Origin of the sequence: Streptococcus taoyuanensis (assembly GCF_029589235.1) — a bacterium.
Taxonomy (GTDB): Bacteria; Bacillota; Bacilli; order Lactobacillales; family Streptococcaceae; genus Streptococcus; species Streptococcus taoyuanensis.
Window position 1 is genome coordinate 135,209 of record NZ_JARQVW010000003.1, and the last position, 19,529, is coordinate 154,737.

The window sequence follows — 19,529 nt, forward strand, 5'->3', positions numbered from 1 at the left end:
TGACAATCCAGTCTGATTTTTGTATAAGGTAACCTAATAAATTCTATAAAAATAATTATGATTTTATTAATCATGACGTGTATTCTAAGATTTTCCGCCGTGAGAAAAGAGCATGAAACATACTTGTTTCATGCTCTCGGAATTTTTGAGAGTAAAACAGTTTGGGGAACTGTTTTAGCCTGAGCTTAGAAATTAAAAAGCGAAGGGGCTCAAAACTAATTGAATACGGGTCGCGGATTGTATCTTGATTTAGTCATGGAACTTCCTGGATTGCTGAAATCATCCACTGGATAATTTCACCTGACGTCCGTACTCACCTAAGGAAAATCGTAAATAGAAAAAAAGCTAGATGAAAATCTAGCCTTATTTCTATTAACGGTTAATGGGTTGTTTTTCTTTATCTAAAGTAAAACCTTCGCCGAGAATTTCATGGGCTTCTGAAATGGTGATAAAGGCGAATGGATCGATCTGATTGATGATGTCTTTCATTTGTTTCATCTCATTCCGTGAAACGACACAGTAGACAATATCCAGATCTTTACGGCTGTAATAGCCCATCCCGCGAATAAAGGTAATCCCGCGACCCAGATCGTCAGAAACCTTTTTGGCAATTTCTTCTGGTTTAGAGGTAACGATAAGGAAGCCTTTTCCAGCAAAACCACCTTCTCCAATCAAGTCGATCACAAGAGTATCAATCAGGATAAAGAAGAGGGTATACATAGCTGTACGGACATCTTGGAAGACTACGACAACAGTTATCAGAACAATGGCATCGACAATCAACATGAGTTTTCCCATGGTGAGGGAAGTGTATTTGTTAAAGATGCGAGCGAGGATATCTGTTCCTCCAGTGGTTCCTCCAGCATTGAAGATAATCCCTAGCCCCAAACCAAGTACAACCCCTGAGGCGATACAGGCAAGCAGAATATCTCCTTTAAAGGCGTTAAAGATGAAGTGATGGTAGCGGTGGCTGAGGGGTATCGCTTCAAAAATCGCCATCCAAGCGGAAACCGAGAAAGTCCCCAGTAAGCTCAGGTAAAGAGATTTCTTGCCCAGCAGTTTCCAAGCCAGAATGAAAAGAGGGATATTGATCAGCAAGTTCATGATGGATACGGGGATTTTGAAGAGGTAATAGGTGATCAAGGTAATCCCTGTTGCTCCTCCTTCATAGAAGTGAAAGGGAATGACCAAAAAATAGATCCCAAACGAAAAAATGCCGGCCCCCAAGATGATAGCCAGAATATCTTTAAATTTAAACATGATAGGTTGTCTCCTAAAACTTTATAAGATCATTGTAACAAAAAAGTGAAAAAATGAAAATGACTTTGAAAAATTTTCTCTCCTAAAATACAAGATTTTTACCCTTATTTTTGGTAAAATAAAAAGAAGAAAAACAGAAAGAGGATACTATGGTAAACGGTACATTAATTTCATTTGAAGGTCCAGAAGGAGCGGGGAAATCATCGGTCCTAGAAGCCGTTTTGCCTCTACTTGAAGAAAAAGGGATTCCTTTTATTACAACCCGTGAACCAGGCGGTGTAGATATTGCCGAAAAGATCCGCCAAGTCATTTTAGATCCAGACCATACTAGTATGGATGCCAAGACCGAGTTGTTGCTCTATATTGCTAGTCGCCGGCAGCATTTGGTGGAACGTGTCTTACCGGCCCTTGCAGCTGGGAAAATCGTCTTGATGGACCGCTTTATTGATAGCTCGGTCGCTTATCAAGGGTATGGTCGCGGTCTGAGTGTGGAAGATATCGAGTGGCTCAATCAATTCGCGACAGATGGTCTTAAACCAGATCTCACCCTTTACTTTGATCTGGATGTCGAAGAAGGGCTCGCTCGAATTGCCAAAAACCAAGAGCGGGAAGTCAATCGTTTGGATTTGGAAGGATTGGAGCTTCACCAAAAAGTCAGACAAGGTTATTTGGCCTTGTATGAAAAGGAACCAGAGCGCATTGTGAAAATCGATGCCAGTCAATCCTTTGAAGCAGTCTTTGCGGATGTTTTGGCTGTTTTAGAAAATCGCTTGGGGATATTGAAATGAAGCTAGAAGAGATCCAACAGCTCCAGCCAGAATTGGTGGAGCGCTTCACCCAGATCTTAGAACACAAACAGCTCAGTCATGCTTATCTCTTTACGGGTTCTTTTGCCAGTTTTGAGATGGCCCTCTTGCTAGCTCAAAGTCAATTTTGCGAAGATTTGCAGGGAGTCTGGCCTTGTGGCAAATGCCGTTCCTGTCGCTTGATTGCAGAAGAAGAATTCTCAGACGTAAAGATCGTGCGTCCAGTCAACCAGATCATTAAGACGGATCGCATTCGTTCGCTGGTTCAAGACTTTTCTCAATCAGGATTTGAAGGCAGTCGGCAGGTCTTTATCGTCCAAGATTCGGATAAGATGCATACCAATGCGGCCAATTCTCTCTTAAAAGTTATGGAAGAACCCCAGAGTGAGATCTATCTCTTCTTGTTGACTTCCGATGAAAACTTGATCTTACCGACCATCAAGAGTCGGACCCAGCAGGTCCATTTTCCTAAAAAGCAAGCCTACCTAACCGAACTGCTAGAAAAAGAAGGCTTGATCAAATCACAGGCAAATTTAGTAGCTCGTTTTAGTTTTAGTCTCGAAGAAGCAGAGCAACAAAAAAAGAATGCTACGTTTTTTGAACTAGCAAAAGTTTGTGATCAGTTCATCGAACGTTGTCAATCCAATTTGAATCGCGCCTATTTGGAAGTGACTCGATTGGTAAGCTTAGCAGATGATAAGGAAAAGCAAAACCAGGCCTTTCGTTTGATGGAGTTGGCTTTAGAAGAGCAGTTGCGCTTGAGCAGATCCCAGCAGTTGCTTGAGAAATTGAGTCTTGCTCGCACCATGTGGAAGGCCAATGTTTCTTTTCAAAATGCTCTAGAATATATGGTTTTGAGCTTAGAAAGTTAAGGAGTCAGAATGAATAAAAAAGAATTATTTGATGCTTTAGACGGCTTTTCTCAGAATTTGTTGGTCACCTTGGCTGAAGTCGAAGCCATCAAGAAAAATTTGAAACAAGTCATCGAAGAAAATACAGCTCTTCGCTTAGAAAATGATAAATTGAGAGAGCGTTTGGGGGAAGTTGAGAAGACTTCATCCGCAAAGTCCCAACACCATGGCCGTGAAAATTTGCAACGTATTTACAACGACGGTTTTCATATCTGCACTTATTCCTACGGTCAACGCCGTGAGAACGATGAAGAGTGTATGTTTTGTGACGAGTTGTTATTTAGGGAGTAAACATGCAGATCCAACGAAGTTTTAAAGGGGAAAAGAAAACAGGGGTGCTTTACCTGGTCCCAACACCGATCGGCAATCGGGAGGATATGAGTTACCGCATGGTCCAGACCCTAAAGGATGTGGACTTGATCGCAGCTGAGGATACTAGAAATACAGGCCTCTTACTCAAGCATTTTGAGATTACGACGCCCCAGACCAGCTTTCATGAGCACAATGCCATGGAGAAAATTCCAGATCTGATCGCCCATTTAGAATCTGGAAAAGACTTAGCGCAAGTCTCAGATGCAGGACTCCCTAGTATTTCTGACCCTGGTCATGATTTGGTCAAGGCTGCGATTGAACGCGAGATTCCTGTCGTAGCTGTGCCTGGTCCTAGTGCGGGGATTACGGGTTTGATTGCCAGTGGCCTAGCCCCTCAACCTCATATTTTTTATGGATTTCTGCCTCGCAAAGAGAGGCAACAGAAGGCCTTTTTCCAAGAAAAAGTGGCCTATCCGGAGACTCAGATCTTTTATGAATCGCCTCATCGAGTGAAGGCAACCTTAGAGAATATGTTGGCTGTCTATGGGGATCGTCCTGTCGTCCTGGTTCGTGAATTAACCAAGATCTACGAGGAATATACTCGTGGCAGTATTTCTGAGTTAGTCGCATTTCTTGAAGAAAATCCTCTCAAAGGGGAGTGCCTCTTGATTGTCGAAGGATCCAAGGAAGAAGAGCTAGACCTAGAAGAGGTCGACTTGATCCAAGAGATCGATACCTTGGTCCAAGAGGGCATGAAGAAAAATCAAGCAATTAAACAGGTCGCCAAACAATACGGCCTGCAAAAGAGTGAGCTCTATGCTCGTTACCATCAAGACTAGGAAAGGTTGGAAGCAGGATGGAAATTAGAATGGCTTATCCCAATGAGATCAAGCGAATTATGGAAATCATCCAAGATGCTAAGGAAAGCCTGGCTCAAAGACAGGTCGACCAGTGGCAGGATGGCTATCCAGATGAAGAGATCATTTTTGAGGATATTCTAGAAAGTCGTGGCTATGTGGCAGTTGAAGATCAGGAAGTTGTCGCCTATGCAGCCGTTCACAAGGGAAATGAAGCGGCCTATAATGAGATTTACGATGGCAAGTGGGAGCATGATAATTATAAGTATGTCACTTTTCACCGTGTCGCTGTAGCCAAAGAAGCTGCTGGCAAAGGGGTGGCTCAGACCTTCCTTCAAGGTTTAATCGAAGGGGAAAAAGGGCCAGATTTCCGTTGCGATACGCACCCGGATAATGTGGTGATGTAGCATTTACTTGAAAAATTGGGCTACCATTATTGTGGAAAGGTCCCTATTGATGGCGTCCGCCTGGCTTATCAAAAGATCAAGCGAAAAGTAGAAACCAGTTTATTCCAAGTGGTCTCAGAAGAAGACCGCTGGGATCAAAGAGCAGAAGCGGCCTACAATGACTCTCTATCTTAAACAATTTTATGAAAGCCCTATGGGGCTTCTTTCGATCATTGTCAGTGAGGAAGGCCTTGTAGAACTTGATTTTTATGATCCGAAAGAGGAGGCGCCTGATCCCTATGGGGCGCTGGAGCAGGTCCATCCCTACCATGAGAAGGTGAAGGAGTGGTTGGATCACTATTTTGCTGGGGAGCCAATCGCTATCAGCTTTCCACTAGCACCGCAAGGGACAGCCTTTCAAGAGCGGGTGTGGCAGTTATTGCGAGAGATCCCATATGGTGAGACCAAGACCTATGGCCAGCTGGCCCAGGATCTTTCTTGCGGTTCAGCTCAAGCCGTGGGACAGGCTGTTGGACGCAATCCCTTGACGATCTTAGTCCCTTGCCACCGCGTGATGGGAAAAGATGGACAACTGACGGGCTACGCGTCTGGACTCGATCGCAAACGCTGGCTCTTACACCATGAAGGAATTACCTGGAAGGAGAAATAAAATCGATGTATACCTTTATTGAATACCCAAAATGTTCGACTTGTCGAAAGGCTAAATCAGAATTGGACGGTCTCCAATGTGACTTTCAAAGCCAAAACATCGTCACAGAAACACCGACTAGCCAAGAATTGCAAGACTGGATAGCAGCGTCTGGCCTACCGATCAAGTCTTTCTTCAATACTAGCGGGATGAAATACCGTGAACTCGGTTTGAAAGATAAGGTGGATCAACTGACAGTGAAAGAAGCGGCGGATCTCCTTGCTTCAGATGGTATGCTGATCAAACGGCCTCTGCTTGTCAAAGACGGAAAAGTAGTTCAAGTTGGCTACCGAAAACCGTACGCAGACTTAGGTTTGTAAAAGAAAAGGGAGTTGGATTTTCTTCAGATCTATAATAAAAGTATGCCAGAAGCTTTCCTTAGGTGAGTACGGACGTCAGCGAACTTCTACGAAGTTCCATGACTTAGTTTTGAGCCTGAGGTCTCAAAACTCCCGAGCGCTTGAAATTTAATAGTTCAAGCGCTTTTCTCACGGCGGAAAGTTTCGGTATATTCTTTATGAAATTCATAAGTTAGAACTTATTTTGATTTCTTGACAAAATCGCGTAACCTATCTTACTTATAATTTATTTATATATATTCTAAAGGGAGTTGGGCTCCCTTTTCATTTTGCAGTGAAGATGATATAATCATACGAGTGAAATCAATGAAAGAGAGTCAAGCATGAGTATTTTAGAAGTGAAAAATTTAAGCCACGGTTTTGGGGACCGGGCGATTTTTGAGGATGTGTCTTTCCGTTTGCTAAAGGGAGAGCATATTGGTCTTGTCGGGGCCAATGGTGAGGGGAAATCGACCTTCATGAGCATCGTGACTGGTAAGATGCAACCTGACGAAGGAAAGGTGGAGTGGTCTAAGTATGTGACGGCAGGTTATCTGGACCAGCATTCGGTATTAGAAGAAGGACAAACAGTTCGCGATGTTTTACGGACAGCTTTTGATGAGTTGTTCACAGCTGAAGCTCGCATCAATGACCTCTATATGGCCATGGCGGAAGAGGGAGCCGATGTCGATGCTTTGATGGAAGAAGTAGGAGAACTCCAAGAGCGTCTAGAAAGTCGTGATTTTTATACCTTGGATGCCAAGATCGATGAAGTGGCGCGTGCTCTTGGGGTCATGGACTTTGGCATGGACACGGATGTGACCTCCTTGTCAGGTGGGCAACGGACCAAGGTCCTCTTGGCCAAACTCTTGCTAGAAAAACCAGATATCTTGCTACTAGACGAGCCAACCAACTACTTGGATGCAGAGCACATCGATTGGCTCAAACGCTATTTGCAGAATTATGAAAATGCCTTTGTCCTCATTTCCCACGACATTCCTTTCTTGAACGATGTGATCAATATCGTCTACCATGTGGAAAATCAGCAGTTAACCCGCTATTCAGGAGACTACTACCAATTCCTTGAAGTCTATGAAATGAAGAAATCGCAATTGGAAGCAGCTTATGAACGCCAGCAAAAAGAGATTGCTGATTTGAAAGATTTCGTAGCCCGCAATAAGGCGCGTGTGGCTACACGGAATATGGCCATGTCTCGTCAGAAGAAGCTGGACAAAATGGAACTCATTGAGTTGCAAAGTGAGAAACCAAAGCCATCCTTTGAATTTAAAAATGCCCGGACTCCTGGACGCTTTATCTTCCAGGCCAAGGATCTCCAGATTGGGTATGATCGTCCGTTGACCAAGCCTTTGAATCTAACCTTTGAACGCAATCAAAAGGTGGCCATCATCGGGGCCAACGGGATCGGGAAAACCACTCTCTTGAAGAGCTTGCTAGGAATCATCCCACCGATCGCTGGAGAAGTAGAGCGTGGAGACTACCTAGAGCTTGGCTATTTTGAGCAAGAGGTCGAAGGTGGCAATCGCCAGACCCCGCTTGAAGCAGTTTGGAATGCCTTTCCGGCTCTGAACCAAGCAGAAGTCCGTGCAGCTCTTGCCCGCTGTGGCTTGACCACCAAGCATATCGAGAGCCAAATTCAGGTGTTATCCGGTGGGGAGCAAGCCAAGGTACGCTTCTGTCTCTTGATGAATCGTGAAAATAATGTCTTGGTACTAGACGAGCCAACCAACCACTTGGATGTGGATGCCAAAGATGAATTGAAACGGGCTCTGAAAGAATACAAGGGATCGATCCTCATGGTTTGCCACGAGCCAGACTTCTATGAAGGCTGGATGGACCAAATCTGGGACTTTAATGAATTGACGTAAAGACAAAAAGAGAACCTTTTGGTTCTCTTTTCATTATTTCTTGAAATCATAGTCTTTTAAGATTTCAATTTTTTCAATCTTGATGTCTGTTTTTGGTTTGTCCTTATCATCGGTTTCGGCAGACGCAATTTTATCGACCACATCCATACCATCGATCACTTGGCCAAAGACAGTGTAGTTACCACCATCGAGGGTTGGATTTCCACCATTTTTATAAGCATCGATAATCTTAGCTGGGAAGCGGTCAGTTGGGAGTTTACTTGAAATATCATCCTTATTTTGGTTGATATAGAATTGACTACCATTGGTATTTGGACCAGAATTGGCCATGGCAAGGGCTCCACGAAGGTTGTAAAGGTATGGAGAATACTCATTCTCAAAACCAGTACCTGAATCTTTGGATTTGTCTTTGCCCTTCCAGATAGATTCGCCACCCGTACCATCTCCTTTAGGATCCCCAGTTTGGATCATAAAGTTGTTAATAACACGGTGGAAAAGCAAGCCATTGTAGTAGCCTTCTTTTGCGTGGGTCAAGAAGTTTTCAACTGCAAGTGGCGCATATTTAGGGAAGAGCTTCACAGTGATGTCGCCTTCAGTTGTTGTGATTTTAACCTCTGCTTCGTCTTCAGCCACTTCATTTGAGAGTTGTGGGAAGACGGCATTTTCATTGGTCATGGCGTCGTTAAAATCTTTGCGCAGTTGTTCTAATTTCTTTTGTTCTTCTTCGATTTTCTTTTGATCTTTTTCACTAGAGCTAGAAGTTGCTGTCTGCTCTGTCTTTTCTTTGCTTGAGCTTGAAGAGTTATTGTCAGTCTTATTGGACGAACAAGCTGTCAAAGCCAAGCCGGAAAATAATAGTAGTGCGATTAATTTTTTCATATTCTTCCTTTCCAACATAGTTGTCTTTCTCTATTGTACCTTAATTTTGCGATACTTTCAAATCTGGATAAAATTTAAGGCGAAAACCCTATTCTGAAAATTTGCAGGAAAAAGATGAAAGTAATTCTGAATTCCTGTATAATAGGATGACTACAGGAGAACGATCATCAAAAAATGAAATCATCACATTTTGCGAGAGCCCTTTGGTTTGGTATCCTAGGTGCTCTCTTTTTTGCATTTACCTTTATTTTTAATCGAAGCATGAACCTGGCAGGTGGTTCCTGGATGTGGAGTGCTAGTTTGCGCTACCTTTTTAGTTTGCCAATGATGGCTGTTTTAGTCTGGCAGAAAGGCGAGTTGAAGGGTGTCTTGTCAGCAATTGCACGAGCCCCGTGGACTTGGTTGCTCTGGAGTACGGTCGGCTTTGGTCTCTTTTATGCTCCTTTATCGATGGCTTCTATCTATGGAGAATCATGGTTTGTGGCTGCGACCTGGCAGATTACGATTTTAGCGGGTCTCCTTCTGACCCCACTTTTTGGCCAAAAGATTCCAAGAAAACAGTTAGGAATGACTTTGCTGATTTTGTTAGGAATCGTATTGATACAAATTCCATATTTTGGACGAGGTCTCGGAGAAGGTGTGGTGAGAGCAAGTATCTTAATTTTGATCGCAGCTTTTTCCTATCCATTGGGAAATCGCAAGATGCTGGCTCATTGTAAAGAAGAACAATTGTCAACGACCCAACGGGTCTTTGGGATGACCTTAATGAGTGTTCCTTTTTGGTTGCTCTTATCTGTCTTTGCAGGAGTAGATGCAGGCTTGCCATCAGGTGGGCAAATGCTCCAATCCTTGATCGTAGCTGTATTTTCAGGAGTCATCGCGACCATGCTCTTCTTTGAAGCAACCAACTTGGTGAAACACAACCATCAGCAGTTAGCTGTTGTTGAAGCTACCCAGGCCGGCGAGGTCCTCTTCACCCTATTTGGAGGCTGTCTTTTTCTAGGAGATCAGATCCCAACCCCACTAGGATTTTTAGGGGTCTTCATTGTGATCATCGGTATAGTGGGAAATAGTCTGATGACTTCTTCAGAATAGATAGTGGTAGAAAAGTAGAACTTAAACCATGATATTGCGGTTCAGTCTATCAATGCTAACACCCACGCAGGTGTTTTCTTTTTGGATTAAATCACTAATTAAGAAGGAAGTTGCGTAGAGATGGAAAATTCGGTATGATGGAAAGTGCTTTTAGAGTTGTGAAATAGATTTTTTATAGAGGAAGAATGTCATAAATGAAACAACCACGTAAATTTTATATTTACTCGAGAAGTTCACTGTATTTTTTGATCTTTTTAGTAGTGTCGATGCTCATCACGATCATCCAATTACTGATTGAAGATGATTTTTTTGAAAACCTAACAGCCTTATTGGCTGCTTGTTCTCTTCTAGTGACAGTTGGCTGGATTGCTTTTTCATCGATGGGAAGAATAGAGATTAGGAACTCAGAAATAGTGGTCGATCGCAATTTCAAGCGCTATCGCCTAGACCCATTCACCATTGTGGTCCGTTTGGGAGAAAAGAATACGTCTCGAGGGATCACCAATTATCCAATTTATGTGGAAGGAAAAGTCATAGGCAATGGGACTTCTGATCGTTCAGTTACACTTAAATTCCTTGGTACCAAACGGAAAAATAAGGAATTACTGAAGTATTACCAAGAGCATCTTCAAGCCCAGGTAGAAGCAAATAAAGCTCTTGAGCAGGAAACTATGGAAGTGGATTTTGAACAGATTGTGTTAGCGTCGAAAGATCGACAACAATTCCCTTTACGCGATTTGGTCGAATTCGGAGCAGATCAAGGGAATCTCAAAAAAACAGTATTTTATCATTCTAAAGAAAATAAACTATATGTCGGAAAAAGTGTTCCATTTCCCATTATCTTTACCCCGAGTGGCGTCCTTTTTTATGGCATTTATCTGTTAACTGATCGAGTATCCTTTCATGGACTCATCCCACTAGTGCTATCGTTTGGATTGATGCTTGGCATCGCTATATGGCAATTGAAACGCAGAAGGCAGAAGTATACAGTGAGTGTCATTCCTTATGAAATGCCTGAGCATTATTTTCAAGTACAGAAGTCAAATGGAATGAAAACCTATTTGCTAATTCTTGTTTTTGGCCTCATCACCTTAGGATTATCCATCTTATATCTTACCTTCGGAAGTTTTCTGTTATTGTTTATATGTTTTTTGATGTGGTATCTCTTTGTTGTATTAACATTATGTGGCCAATTCAAGAAAACACACTATTTAAAAATTTTGGAAAAGAAATAGTTTCCTTAATTCTATAGCATTTGTCATCCTCTAAGGGTGACTTCTTTTTTGACTAAATCACTAATTAAGAAGGAATTTGCATATAGATAGATAATTCGGTATGATGGGAGGTAACACTAAAAGAGGTATCATCAAATGAGTTATAGCAAATTAAGAAAAAAATACGTCATACTACTTTGGATTGGCATTATCAGTTTATTTGTAGGCCATTTCTATTTATCTAGTCTGTATCGGGATCATCAAGACTTTTATTCGAATACCTTGCTAGTAGTACTTGGTCTTATATTTCTTCTTTTTGTTTTGATGAATAAATGGTTTGGAAAAGAATGTCTTAAGATTTTAAATGCTTCCTCAGGGATCGATTTTTGGCATGAATGGGCACAATCGGGAAATCGTGCTAGATTTAGTATAAGCAAAAAAGCTGCTTGTCTTGCTAGTGTGGTATATTGCTACATGATCGGAGATTTCTTATCAGCAATCGATCGAATAGAGTTTTTACAAAATCAAAACATAGCTAGGACTGATCGTTCATCCCTCTTGGGAATTTTCGTAAAATCTTCCCTACTTTCAGGAAAAGCCATCAGCAAGGAAGATATTCAGAAGAGGTTTACCTATGTTTCCTTCAAGAATGAAGCAGAAAAAGAAGAAGTCCTTCAGAAACAACTGGCCATCTATGACATCCTTGTGGACCAGCAACCCAATGATTATTTTGATCATGTGACCGGTTCACAGGCTTTTCAACGCTTAGAAAATCGTTATTTTAAAGGATTAAATACCTATTTAAAGGGAGATATGGAGCTGGCTGTTTCTTTATTTGAAGAGATAGCGCAAGAAGATGAGCGTCTGTATTATGTCCAGATGGCCAAGCAATGGTTAGCGAGTGAAGATCACTCTTTATCTGCTCTTATGCTAGATCCAAAGCTGGAGTCTGAGAGACTTGCGACTCTAACAGCTGATCTGCCTCTTCCTGAGACGGAACTTCCTAAAAAGAAGGGGAAAAAGAAATGGAAATGGTTATTGTTGATTTTTCCGATTCTTTTTGTTGGAGCAATCATCATGAACTTGGTGGAATCCAATCGGCCAATTAATGGGATCTATTATTTGTCGGTCGATAATATGGAGACAAAAACTGCCTCGCTTAATAAAGAGTCCTGGATCAAGATTGATGGAGATCATGTGATAGTGAAGGAGAAGGGCGAGGAGAAGACCTATCCTTTTGATCGAGAAGATATCGAGTTGACCGTTGATGGAAAGCAATATGATGGAATTTTACAATGGGGTTCTCTGTCGCTTTTCGAGCAGTCTGACTCTTCACATGATATTCGTACTTACGTGAGTCGGTACAGCCCGATGTATTCCGGATACGAAAAAGGAACGGTCAGAGTTGAAAAACATTAAAAAGTGCCAAACGATGAGAGCTAGAAGGTGGATTGAGGTGAAAAAATCAATAAATGGATTCAAGAAAATTGAGAAAATCGATCTTTAAAGCCAGTTTTGAAGAGAGTCTCAATCTCGAAGACGATGGGTTTGTAAAGTTACAGCAAGAGCAACATGATAAGACAGCAAAATTTTTTAAGAATGGGCATGCTTCCCTTTGGTTTCGAATTCGAAGTTTGATTTTATCCCTTATTTTTCCTATCGGTTTTAACTTCTTTGTGCTGATTGTATCAATGGAATTTCATGAAAGTAAGACGTTAACTCTTCCAATAGCCAGGCGTGAGTCCTTAACAGTAAATGCGTTTTTAATCTTACTTCTCATTTGGCTTTCCTTCGTTGTGATTGGAAAGTGGTTGAAACGAGCTTACCTGTTACCATATCGCTATCAGTTTCACGTTTTTACATTTATGGTTTGGTTCATATTGGAAATAGATCTAGTTGTTTTTGACATTTTATTGGCCAATCTATCTACTGCGGAAATCATTGCCATTTATGGAATCATGATGATAGCAACATACATGCTGTTTACAATTGCGTTAGCAGGATTAAGAAAACTTATGTATGCAGAGGCTTCGGAAGATACATTCCTTAATAAGATTGCAAAAATGATTTCTCTTTATGGGATGGCTATTTTAGGAATAGGGATCATTATCAAGCATATTTTGGGAATCTTTTCATTAGATGTTTCAACTTCCATCAAGGCATTTGGCTTTTTATTGCTGTGGATCTTTTGTAATATAGTAGTGGTTGCTGTCAGTGCTTTTATAGGTTTACCATACTTCCTGCAAGCCTACTACAAATGGAAATATCATGAAGAATACCGAGAATGGGAAGGTAAGTCAGTCGAAGAGTGGTATGGCAAGAAGTACTTAAAGAAACATAAGGAGTTGTTGAAAAATGGATAAACATTTTAACGAGATGTCGTTTGATGAATTGAAATGCTACCGTAGGGAAGGTCTATGGAGATCTTTGGGACTATTGCTGGTCATTATTTTAGTGATTGTGGGAATGGTCTTGATGGAAGTGAATCATGTTTCTCCGTCCAATCAGAATCGTTTTCGGGTGATTGGGTTGACAACGGTCATTGCGCTCTTTGGCTACCTGATGCCTTTGATGGCAGCAAATCGCGTGATGCGAGACCATCCAGATTGGGTCAAGAAATCAGGGATTCGAGCGAAAATTCCCTTGCCGATGGCTTGGCATGTCAAAAGACTTTGCGTCCTTGGAGCGAGTCTATTGGTGATTGGAGTAGGATTTGCCTCGCTATACAAACCACAAGTTCAGCAGACAAATTTACAAGATCAAATTGATATGATTCAAACGGATCATGACTTGGAAAGAGAACAAAAAGTCGACCAAGTTCTTGATACTATCACACCGAATGATAAAAAATCTAAGTAAGATCCATTTTACATTAGGTACATGTCATCAGGAAGCTTTCATGATCGACAGGTTCTTTTTATTTTGTTATGAGACAATCAATGATAGATTGGAGAGACTTATGACGACTGTTTTAGATGTAATGGAAAAATTTTACGCTGATCACGAGGTGAAACCCTATATTTCGCCTGAGAGAGATTTAGTAGCTTGGTTGTTGGATCCAAAGCCTGTTTCTAAACGAAACATGGAGTTGCTCCAAGATGGCTTGCTTGCGGGGGATATCATTCTCTTGTGGCGGATCCATTTTGGAACATTTACGACGGAGACTTGGTTTCCCAAGTACTTCGAATACACTTATGGGATTCATGCGCCGGAACATTTGAAGGTTTTGGTAGATAAGGGGTATGCCTATATCGAATCCGCTTTTGATTCGCTGGACCATATCAATGCGACCATGAAAAAAGCCATTCTTAAAAAGATGGGAGTCGCGGGCTTGTCCAAAATGAAAGCAACCGATTTGAACCAAGCTTTGGCTGACCATTTTACGGAGGAAGAACTGGCGGAGCAGTTCACAATTCGGGGTTATCAGTTGACGGACAAAGGAAAGCAAGCGCTGAAAGACTATCAAGCCATCATTGACCGTCACCCCAAGAAAAATCTATAAGTAACAGTACCCACTCGGTGCTGTTTTTTACTTTATTCTGAAAAATTGAGGAAATGATTTTACTAGAGAACTGGCTTAGAAATGTGATATAATAAAGGTTATGGCAAACAATAATCAATCAAAAAAAACACGGTCGACGAGACGACTGTCCAAAGCAGAATTAGAAAGAAAAAAAGCAATTCATCGCATGATTGCGACCATTCTCATTAGTCTGGTCTTAATTTTTGCGGCCTTGAAATTGGGAGCAGTAGGGGTCTTGGCCTACAACTTGATCCGACTGTTTGTTGGGAGTTTGGCTTATTTGGCTATTTTAGCGACCTTTTTCTACCTTTATGCCTTTAAATGGCTGGACAAACACGAAGGGGTTATTTCAGGATTCCTAAGCTTCTTTGCTGGGGTTCTCTTGATGTTTCAGGCCTTCTTTGTATCCTCCCTTCATTTAGACAATAATGGGATCAAGGTCACCTTTTCAAGAATCATGGCAGACCTGATTCATCTGCGAGTGGAGAGCTTTGCCGGTGGTGGTATGATCGGTGCCCTTCTTTATGCTCCGATTTCCTTCCTCTTTTCAAATATTGGCTCTTATTTTATTGGCCTTCTCTTTATTGGATTGGGGATTCTCTTGATGAGTCCCTACTCCATCTATGATTTGTTTGAAAAGGGATCGGAAGCCTTCCACGCTTCTATGGAAAAACGCAAAGAACGTCGCGAGCAGAAATTCCTTGAAAAAGAAGCGAGAGCTGCCGAGGAAGCTGCTGCAGCTGAACAAGAGCAAGAAGAAGCAAGTGCAGTTCTTCCAACTCCCCTTTCAATGGAAGGGCATCCTGTAGACCCTGAAACGGGAGAGGTGCTGGCGGCGGAAGAGCCGTTCACAGAGACCTTCCCAGAAGCCGAAATTTTCGCACCAGCAACACCAGAGATCTACCTGCCAGATGAAGAATGGCCTGAAGAGCCTGAAGCATACGAAGAGCTTCCGGAAGCCGAAGAATTCGAGGACGATGGGGAAGAAGTTCAAGTGGATTTCACACCTAAGGAACTCCTCCAGTACAAGCTTCCAACCATTGATCTCTTCGCACCTGACAAGCCGAAAAATCAATCCAAAGAGAAAAATATCGTTCGCCAGAACATCCGTATTTTGGAAGAGACCTTTGCAAGCTTCAATATCAAGGCGACAGTGGAGCGGGCGGAAATCGGTCCTTCTGTTACCAAATATGAAGTCAAGCCAGCTGTCGGTGTGCGTGTCAACCGCATTTCCAACCTAGCAGATGATTTGGCCTTGGCCCTAGCTGCCAAGGATGTGCGGATTGAAGCACCGATTCCAGGGAAGTCTCTGGTCGGGATTGAAGTGCCCAACTCAGAGATTGCGACCGTTTCCTTCCGTGAATTGTGGGAGCAGTCCAAAACAGATCCAGCTAAACTCCTTGAGATTCCTCTTGGGAAGGCTGTAGATGGTTCAGCTCGGACCTTTGATTTGGCTCGGATGCCCCACCTCTTGGTAGCGGGGTCTACCGGATCTGGTAAGTCAGTAGCGGTCAATGGCATTATTTCGAGTATCTTGATGAAGGCCCGTCCGGACGAAGTTAAGTTTATGATGGTCGATCCAAAGATGGTGGAGCTTTCTGTCTACAATGATATTCCTCATCTATTGATTCCAGTGGTGACCAACCCACGCAAGGCTAGTCGAGCCCTGCAGAAGGTCGTTGATGAGATGGAAAATCGCTATGAGCTCTTCTCGAAAGTGGGTGCTCGTAATATTGCTGGCTTTAATGCCAAGGTGGCTGAGTACAATGCCCAGTCTGAGATGAAGCAAGTGCCCCTTCCATTGATCGTGGTCATTGTTGATGAGTTGGCAGACTTGATGATGGTCGCAAGTAAAGAAGTGGAAGATGCTATTATTCGCCTTGGACAGAAGGCGCGTGCAGCGGGGATCCACATGATCCTTGCAACCCAACGGCCATCGGTTGACGTTATCTCAGGTTTGATCAAGGCCAATGTGCCTTCCCGTGTTGCTTTTGCGGTATCATCTGGAACCGACTCACGGACCATCTTGGATGAAAATGGCGCAGAGAAATTGCTGGGTCGCGGAGACATGCTCTTTAAACCGATTGATGAAAATCATCCGATCCGTCTACAAGGATCCTTTATCTCAGATGACGATGTGGAGCGGATTGTCAACTTTGTCAAGGAGCAGGCAGAAGCCGATTATGATGATGCCTTTGATCCAGGAGAAGTATCGGAGTCAGACTTTGATGGAGGTATGGGTGGCTCAGACGAGGGTGATCCTCTCTTTGAAGAGGCCAAAGCGCTCGTTATTGAGACCCAAAAAGCCAGTGCTTCGATGATCCAGCGCCGCTTATCGGTTGGTTTTAACCGGGCGACTCGCCTCATGGAAGAGTTGGAAGCAGCGGGTGTGATTGGACCAGCTGAAGGGACCAAACCTCGAAAAGTATTGCAACAATCATAAGGATAGGGAAAAAGGGCATATGTCCCACTCCCTTTTCTTTTTATAGAAAATAGAAAGTAGGACCAGATGAAGTTAGACACGATTCATCATATTGCCATCATTGGACGGGATCGCGACGCTATGCTGCATTTTTATGTGGACCAGTTGGGCTTTGCGATTGTCAGTGAGTATGACCGTCCCGAACGCGGAGATATCTTGATCAATCTCCGCCAGGGGCAGCTGACTTTAGAACTCTTTATCAAACCGACGGCCCCAGAACGGCCTAAGCTCCCCTTGCCCGAGCATGCGGGACTGCGTCATCTGGCCTTTCAAGTGGACGATGTAGAGACCTATCTAGCCAGATTGGATCAGCTAGGTATAGAGAATACAGGCCTTCGCTATGATGATTTTGATGGCAAGAAGATGGCATTTTTCTTCGATCCAGAAGGATTGCCCTTGGAAATACATGAGTGAGGAAAGCAATGGTTAGATTAGAAGGACTCAGTCAGGAAGAAGTAGCGAAAAAGATCCAAGAGGGCAAGCAAAATAAGGTCACGATTAAGACAGAAAAAAGTATTGGGCAGATCATTCGAGACAATGTCTTTACCTACTTTAATCTGATTTTCCTGGTCTTAGCGGTCTTGCTGGTAGCAGTGAAGTCTTGGAACAATCTCTTGTTTGTCCCGGTCGTCGTGGTCAACTCCTTAGTTGGAATTGTGCAGGAAGTCCGCTCTAGACGGATCTTGCGTCAGATGCAATTTCTGCATATGAGTGAGGCGATCGTTCTTCGCGAAGGAAAAGAAGTCGCTCTACCGATCGATCAGCTGGTGGAGGGCGATCTGGTTCGCTTTCAAGCTGGAGATCAAATCTATGCGGATGGGGTCTTGCTGGAAGGCGAGCTAAAAGTCGATGAGTCGCAATTGACAGGTGAAGCCGATGAGGTCAAAAAAGGAGCGCAAGACGCACTCATGTCAGGTAGCTTTGTGATCGCTGGCCAAGGTTTAGCGCGATTGGAAAAAGTGGGGAACGACTCCTACATAAACCAATTGAGCCTGGAAGCCAAGCAGGTCAAGTCTCATGAGGAGTCCGACATGGTTCATGCGGTCAATCGTATTGTGGGGATCATTGGTCTCCTTATCATTCCGCTAGGCTCGCTCCTTTTTCTTCGCAGCTATGTCAGCCTAGGCGATAGCCTCAAGCTCAGTGTGACTTCAACAGTCGGAGCCTTGATCGGGATGATTCCAGAAGGCTTGTATCTCTTGATGACCTTGGCACTGGCTCTGGGTGCTGTCAGATTGGCCAAGGAAAAGGTTCTGCTCAATAGCATGAAGGGGATTGAGACCTTATCGCGCGTGGATGTCCTTTGTGTCGATAAGACGGGGACCATTACAGAGCCGGGTATGGAAGTGACAGAGATTCGTCCAGTTAAAGATGCTCAAGACTTGGAAGCTCTAGCTCAGTATGTAGAAGCTAGTATGGATCAAAACGATACCATGGATGCCATCCGAAAATTTCACAAGACACCAGTCAGCCAGCCTTGGAAGGCTAAAGACATTCAGCCCTTTACGTCTAAGAAAAAGTATGGAGCCATTGCCTTTGAATCTGGGATCTATGTATTGGGGGCTCCAGAATTTGTCTTACGAGAGGGCTTCTCTGAGCTTGAAGAGGAGATTGCTCCTGCTACTCAGGCAGGCAATCGGGTCTTGGCTTTTGGGAAATATAAGGGAGGAAACCTGGGAGAGACTTTAGAGGCTCCTGTAGACTTGGTGGCCTGGATTATTCTCTCCAATCCTTTGAGAAAAAATGCCAAAGAAACCTTTGCCTACTTCAAACAACAAGGAGTGACCATTAAGGTTATTTCAGGGGACAACCCAGCTACAGTTTCTGCCATCGCGCAAAAAGCAGGCATTAAAGGAGCAGAAGATCTAATCGATACCAGAACCTTACTGACGGAAGAAGACTTGCACCGGGCGGCGAGCCAGTATACGGTTTTTGGTCGGGTGACACCAGAGCAAAAGAAAAGCCTTGTAGAAGGATTGCAGGCAAAGGGGCATAAAGTCGCCATGACTGGAGATGGCGTCAACGATATTCTGGCCCTCAAAACAGCGGATTGTAGTATTGCGATGGAATCTGGAAATGATGCGACCAAGAAGATGGCGCAAGTGGTTTTACTGGATTCTGACTTTGGGAAGATGCCGTCTATCGTGGCAGAAGGTCGGCGAGTGGTCAATAATATTCAACGATCAGCCAGTCTCTTTTTGATCAAGAATATCTTTTCTATTTTGTTGGCTATCTCAGTGACGCTCTTAGCCTTTACTTATCCCATCATGCCGTCGCAGATGTCTTTGATAAGTGGTTTTACGATTGGGATTCCAGGATTCTTTCTAGCGCTTGAGCCCAATAGCGAGCGCATCAAAGGGCGCTTTATCGAAACGGTCTTTAAAAATGCGCTACCTGCTGCCTTGACGGATTTTATACTGATCTTCAGTCTGGTTTTGCTCTCTTCAGCATTTGGCATGAGGTCGGAAGAGCTCTCAAGTGCAGCCATCTGCTTGATGGCCTTCGTCGGCTTTACCATCATCTATCAAGAATCCCAGCCTCTCAATCACTACAAGAGACTGGTTCTTCTAGGAAATATCCTAGCCTTCTTGGTTTCAAGCAGTATCCTAGGGAAATTCTTTAACATGAGCCCCTTGAGGATTCAAACGCTGGTCATCTGTGCCATCATGGCAGTTCTTGCTCTCTTCTTGATTCAAGTATTCAAGAAACTAGTGGGCTGGTTCTTTCATCGGAAGAAATAAAAAAGAGAGTGGGACAGAAATCGGTAATTCGTTAGAATTCGATTTCGTCGTCCCACCTCCGCACAGTTGAGTAGGGCTGTAAAAGCTGATGAAATCAGCGTAGTAGAGCCCACTCAACCACTGCGTCTTG

The 19,529-nt window shown here is 43.2% G+C and carries 17 protein-coding genes and 3 pseudogenes; 18 read left to right on the forward strand and 2 right to left on the reverse strand.

The features are described 5' to 3' along the window. Positions 1–372 precede the first annotated feature (372 nt). Entirely contained in the window at positions 373–1,260 is an 888-nt protein-coding gene (locus tag P5Y91_RS04100; RefSeq protein WP_049491214.1) for a YitT family protein, read from the reverse strand. 149 nt (positions 1,261–1,409) lie between these two features. On the opposite strand from P5Y91_RS04100, the gene tmk reads away from it, so the two are divergent. From tmk to P5Y91_RS04140, 8 genes and pseudogenes are all read left to right on the forward strand, one after another. Then, positions 1,410–2,048 (forward strand): dTMP kinase, encoded by a 639-nt coding sequence (gene tmk / locus P5Y91_RS04105; protein ID WP_049472085.1) that lies wholly within the window; start codon positions 1,410–1,412, stop codon positions 2,046–2,048. Then, on the forward strand, positions 2,045–2,938 hold the full coding sequence (locus P5Y91_RS04110; RefSeq protein ID WP_277839023.1) for a DNA polymerase III subunit delta': 894 nt from the start codon (positions 2,045–2,047) through the stop codon (positions 2,936–2,938). The genes tmk and P5Y91_RS04110 overlap by 4 nt, the downstream gene beginning before the upstream one ends. Before the next feature lie 9 nt (positions 2,939–2,947). After that, positions 2,948–3,268 (forward strand): DNA replication initiation control protein YabA, encoded by a 321-nt coding sequence (gene yabA / locus P5Y91_RS04115; protein ID WP_003005416.1) that lies wholly within the window; start codon positions 2,948–2,950, stop codon positions 3,266–3,268. A gap of 2 nt (positions 3,269–3,270) precedes the next feature. Continuing rightward, complete coding sequence (gene rsmI / locus P5Y91_RS04120; RefSeq protein WP_118396632.1) at positions 3,271–4,128, forward strand: 16S rRNA (cytidine(1402)-2'-O)-methyltransferase; 858 nt, start codon at positions 3,271–3,273, stop codon at positions 4,126–4,128. A 17-nt stretch (positions 4,129–4,145) separates the two neighbouring features. Beyond that, positions 4,146–4,727, forward strand: a pseudogene (locus P5Y91_RS04125) (GNAT family N-acetyltransferase). Next, on the forward strand, positions 4,711–5,202 hold the full coding sequence (locus P5Y91_RS04130; protein WP_049523250.1) for a methylated-DNA--[protein]-cysteine S-methyltransferase: 492 nt from the start codon (positions 4,711–4,713) through the stop codon (positions 5,200–5,202). The pseudogene P5Y91_RS04125 and the gene P5Y91_RS04130 overlap by 17 nt, the downstream one beginning before the upstream one ends. Positions 5,203–5,207: 5 nt before the next feature. Then, positions 5,208–5,561, forward strand: coding sequence for an arsenate reductase family protein (locus P5Y91_RS04135; RefSeq protein WP_118227923.1), 354 nt, complete (start codon positions 5,208–5,210; stop codon positions 5,559–5,561). A gap of 362 nt (positions 5,562–5,923) precedes the next feature. After that, positions 5,924–7,465, forward strand: coding sequence for an ABC-F family ATP-binding cassette domain-containing protein (locus P5Y91_RS04140; protein WP_049488524.1), 1,542 nt, complete (start codon positions 5,924–5,926; stop codon positions 7,463–7,465). Positions 7,466–7,498: 33 nt separating this feature from the next. Here P5Y91_RS04140 and P5Y91_RS04145 read toward each other — a convergent pair whose 3' ends face one another. After that, positions 7,499–8,344, reverse strand: coding sequence for a peptidylprolyl isomerase (locus tag P5Y91_RS04145; protein WP_049491203.1), 846 nt, complete (start codon positions 8,342–8,344; stop codon positions 7,499–7,501). Positions 8,345–8,518: 174 nt separating this feature from the next. On the opposite strand from P5Y91_RS04145, the gene P5Y91_RS04150 reads away from it, so the two are divergent. The 10 genes and pseudogenes from P5Y91_RS04150 to P5Y91_RS04190 all read left to right on the forward strand — a co-directional run bounded on the left by P5Y91_RS04150 (position 8,519) and on the right by P5Y91_RS04190 (position 19,399). After that, positions 8,519–9,439 (forward strand): DMT family transporter, encoded by a 921-nt coding sequence (locus P5Y91_RS04150; protein ID WP_049491202.1) that lies wholly within the window; start codon positions 8,519–8,521, stop codon positions 9,437–9,439. 266 nt (positions 9,440–9,705) lie between these two features. Beyond that, complete coding sequence (locus tag P5Y91_RS04155; protein WP_118396634.1) at positions 9,706–10,674, forward strand: hypothetical protein; 969 nt, start codon at positions 9,706–9,708, stop codon at positions 10,672–10,674. 135 nt (positions 10,675–10,809) lie between these two features. Beyond that, complete coding sequence (locus P5Y91_RS04160; protein WP_118396636.1) at positions 10,810–12,072, forward strand: hypothetical protein; 1,263 nt, start codon at positions 10,810–10,812, stop codon at positions 12,070–12,072. Between the two features lie 53 nt (positions 12,073–12,125). After that, positions 12,126–13,016, forward strand: coding sequence for a hypothetical protein (locus tag P5Y91_RS04165; RefSeq protein WP_070588774.1), 891 nt, complete (start codon positions 12,126–12,128; stop codon positions 13,014–13,016). Continuing rightward, entirely contained in the window at positions 13,009–13,512 is a 504-nt protein-coding gene (locus P5Y91_RS04170; protein WP_049491196.1) for a hypothetical protein, read from the forward strand. The genes P5Y91_RS04165 and P5Y91_RS04170 overlap by 8 nt, the downstream gene beginning before the upstream one ends. A 100-nt stretch (positions 13,513–13,612) precedes the next feature. After that, the gene (locus P5Y91_RS04175) at positions 13,613–14,155 is read left to right on the forward strand and encodes a hypothetical protein (protein WP_049472078.1); all 543 of its coding nucleotides are present in this window, start codon (positions 13,613–13,615) and stop codon (positions 14,153–14,155) included. Between the two features lie 100 nt (positions 14,156–14,255). After that, positions 14,256–14,910 (forward strand): annotated as a pseudogene (locus P5Y91_RS10390) (DNA translocase FtsK); the annotation flags it as partial. Between the two features lie 254 nt (positions 14,911–15,164). Beyond that, a pseudogene (locus P5Y91_RS10395) lies at positions 15,165–16,619 on the forward strand (DNA translocase FtsK); the annotation flags it as partial. A 66-nt stretch (positions 16,620–16,685) separates the two neighbouring features. Next, complete coding sequence (gene gloA2, locus P5Y91_RS04185; RefSeq protein WP_021153652.1) at positions 16,686–17,072, forward strand: SMU1112c/YaeR family gloxylase I-like metalloprotein; 387 nt, start codon at positions 16,686–16,688, stop codon at positions 17,070–17,072. An 8-nt stretch (positions 17,073–17,080) separates the two neighbouring features. After that, positions 17,081–19,399, forward strand: coding sequence for an HAD-IC family P-type ATPase (locus tag P5Y91_RS04190; protein ID WP_118396640.1), 2,319 nt, complete (start codon positions 17,081–17,083; stop codon positions 19,397–19,399). Positions 19,400–19,529: the final 130 nt, after the last annotated feature.

Excerpts from the sequence above, each read along its gene's own strand:
- P5Y91_RS04100 (WP_049491214.1), bottom strand. The coding sequence starts at position 1,260 with ATGTTTAAATTTAAAGATATTCTGGCTATCATCTTGGGGGCCGGCATT.
- tmk (WP_049472085.1), top strand. The coding sequence starts at position 1,410 with ATGGTAAACGGTACATTAATTTCATTTGAAGGTCCAGAAGGAGCGGGG.
- P5Y91_RS04110 (WP_277839023.1), top strand. The coding sequence starts at position 2,045 with ATGAAGCTAGAAGAGATCCAACAGCTCCAGCCAGAATTGGTGGAGCGC.
- yabA (WP_003005416.1), top strand. The coding sequence starts at position 2,948 with ATGAATAAAAAAGAATTATTTGATGCTTTAGACGGCTTTTCTCAGAAT.
- rsmI (WP_118396632.1), top strand. The coding sequence starts at position 3,271 with ATGCAGATCCAACGAAGTTTTAAAGGGGAAAAGAAAACAGGGGTGCTT.
- P5Y91_RS04130 (WP_049523250.1), top strand. The coding sequence starts at position 4,711 with ATGACTCTCTATCTTAAACAATTTTATGAAAGCCCTATGGGGCTTCTT.
- P5Y91_RS04135 (WP_118227923.1), top strand. The coding sequence starts at position 5,208 with ATGTATACCTTTATTGAATACCCAAAATGTTCGACTTGTCGAAAGGCT.
- P5Y91_RS04140 (WP_049488524.1), top strand. The coding sequence starts at position 5,924 with ATGAGTATTTTAGAAGTGAAAAATTTAAGCCACGGTTTTGGGGACCGG.
- P5Y91_RS04145 (WP_049491203.1), bottom strand. The coding sequence starts at position 8,344 with ATGAAAAAATTAATCGCACTACTATTATTTTCCGGCTTGGCTTTGACA.
- P5Y91_RS04150 (WP_049491202.1), top strand. The coding sequence starts at position 8,519 with ATGAAATCATCACATTTTGCGAGAGCCCTTTGGTTTGGTATCCTAGGT.
- P5Y91_RS04155 (WP_118396634.1), top strand. The coding sequence starts at position 9,706 with ATGCTCATCACGATCATCCAATTACTGATTGAAGATGATTTTTTTGAA.
- P5Y91_RS04160 (WP_118396636.1), top strand. The coding sequence starts at position 10,810 with ATGAGTTATAGCAAATTAAGAAAAAAATACGTCATACTACTTTGGATT.
- P5Y91_RS04165 (WP_070588774.1), top strand. The coding sequence starts at position 12,126 with ATGGATTCAAGAAAATTGAGAAAATCGATCTTTAAAGCCAGTTTTGAA.
- P5Y91_RS04170 (WP_049491196.1), top strand. The coding sequence starts at position 13,009 with ATGGATAAACATTTTAACGAGATGTCGTTTGATGAATTGAAATGCTAC.
- P5Y91_RS04175 (WP_049472078.1), top strand. The coding sequence starts at position 13,613 with ATGACGACTGTTTTAGATGTAATGGAAAAATTTTACGCTGATCACGAG.
- gloA2 (WP_021153652.1), top strand. The coding sequence starts at position 16,686 with ATGAAGTTAGACACGATTCATCATATTGCCATCATTGGACGGGATCGC.
- P5Y91_RS04190 (WP_118396640.1), top strand. The coding sequence starts at position 17,081 with ATGGTTAGATTAGAAGGACTCAGTCAGGAAGAAGTAGCGAAAAAGATC.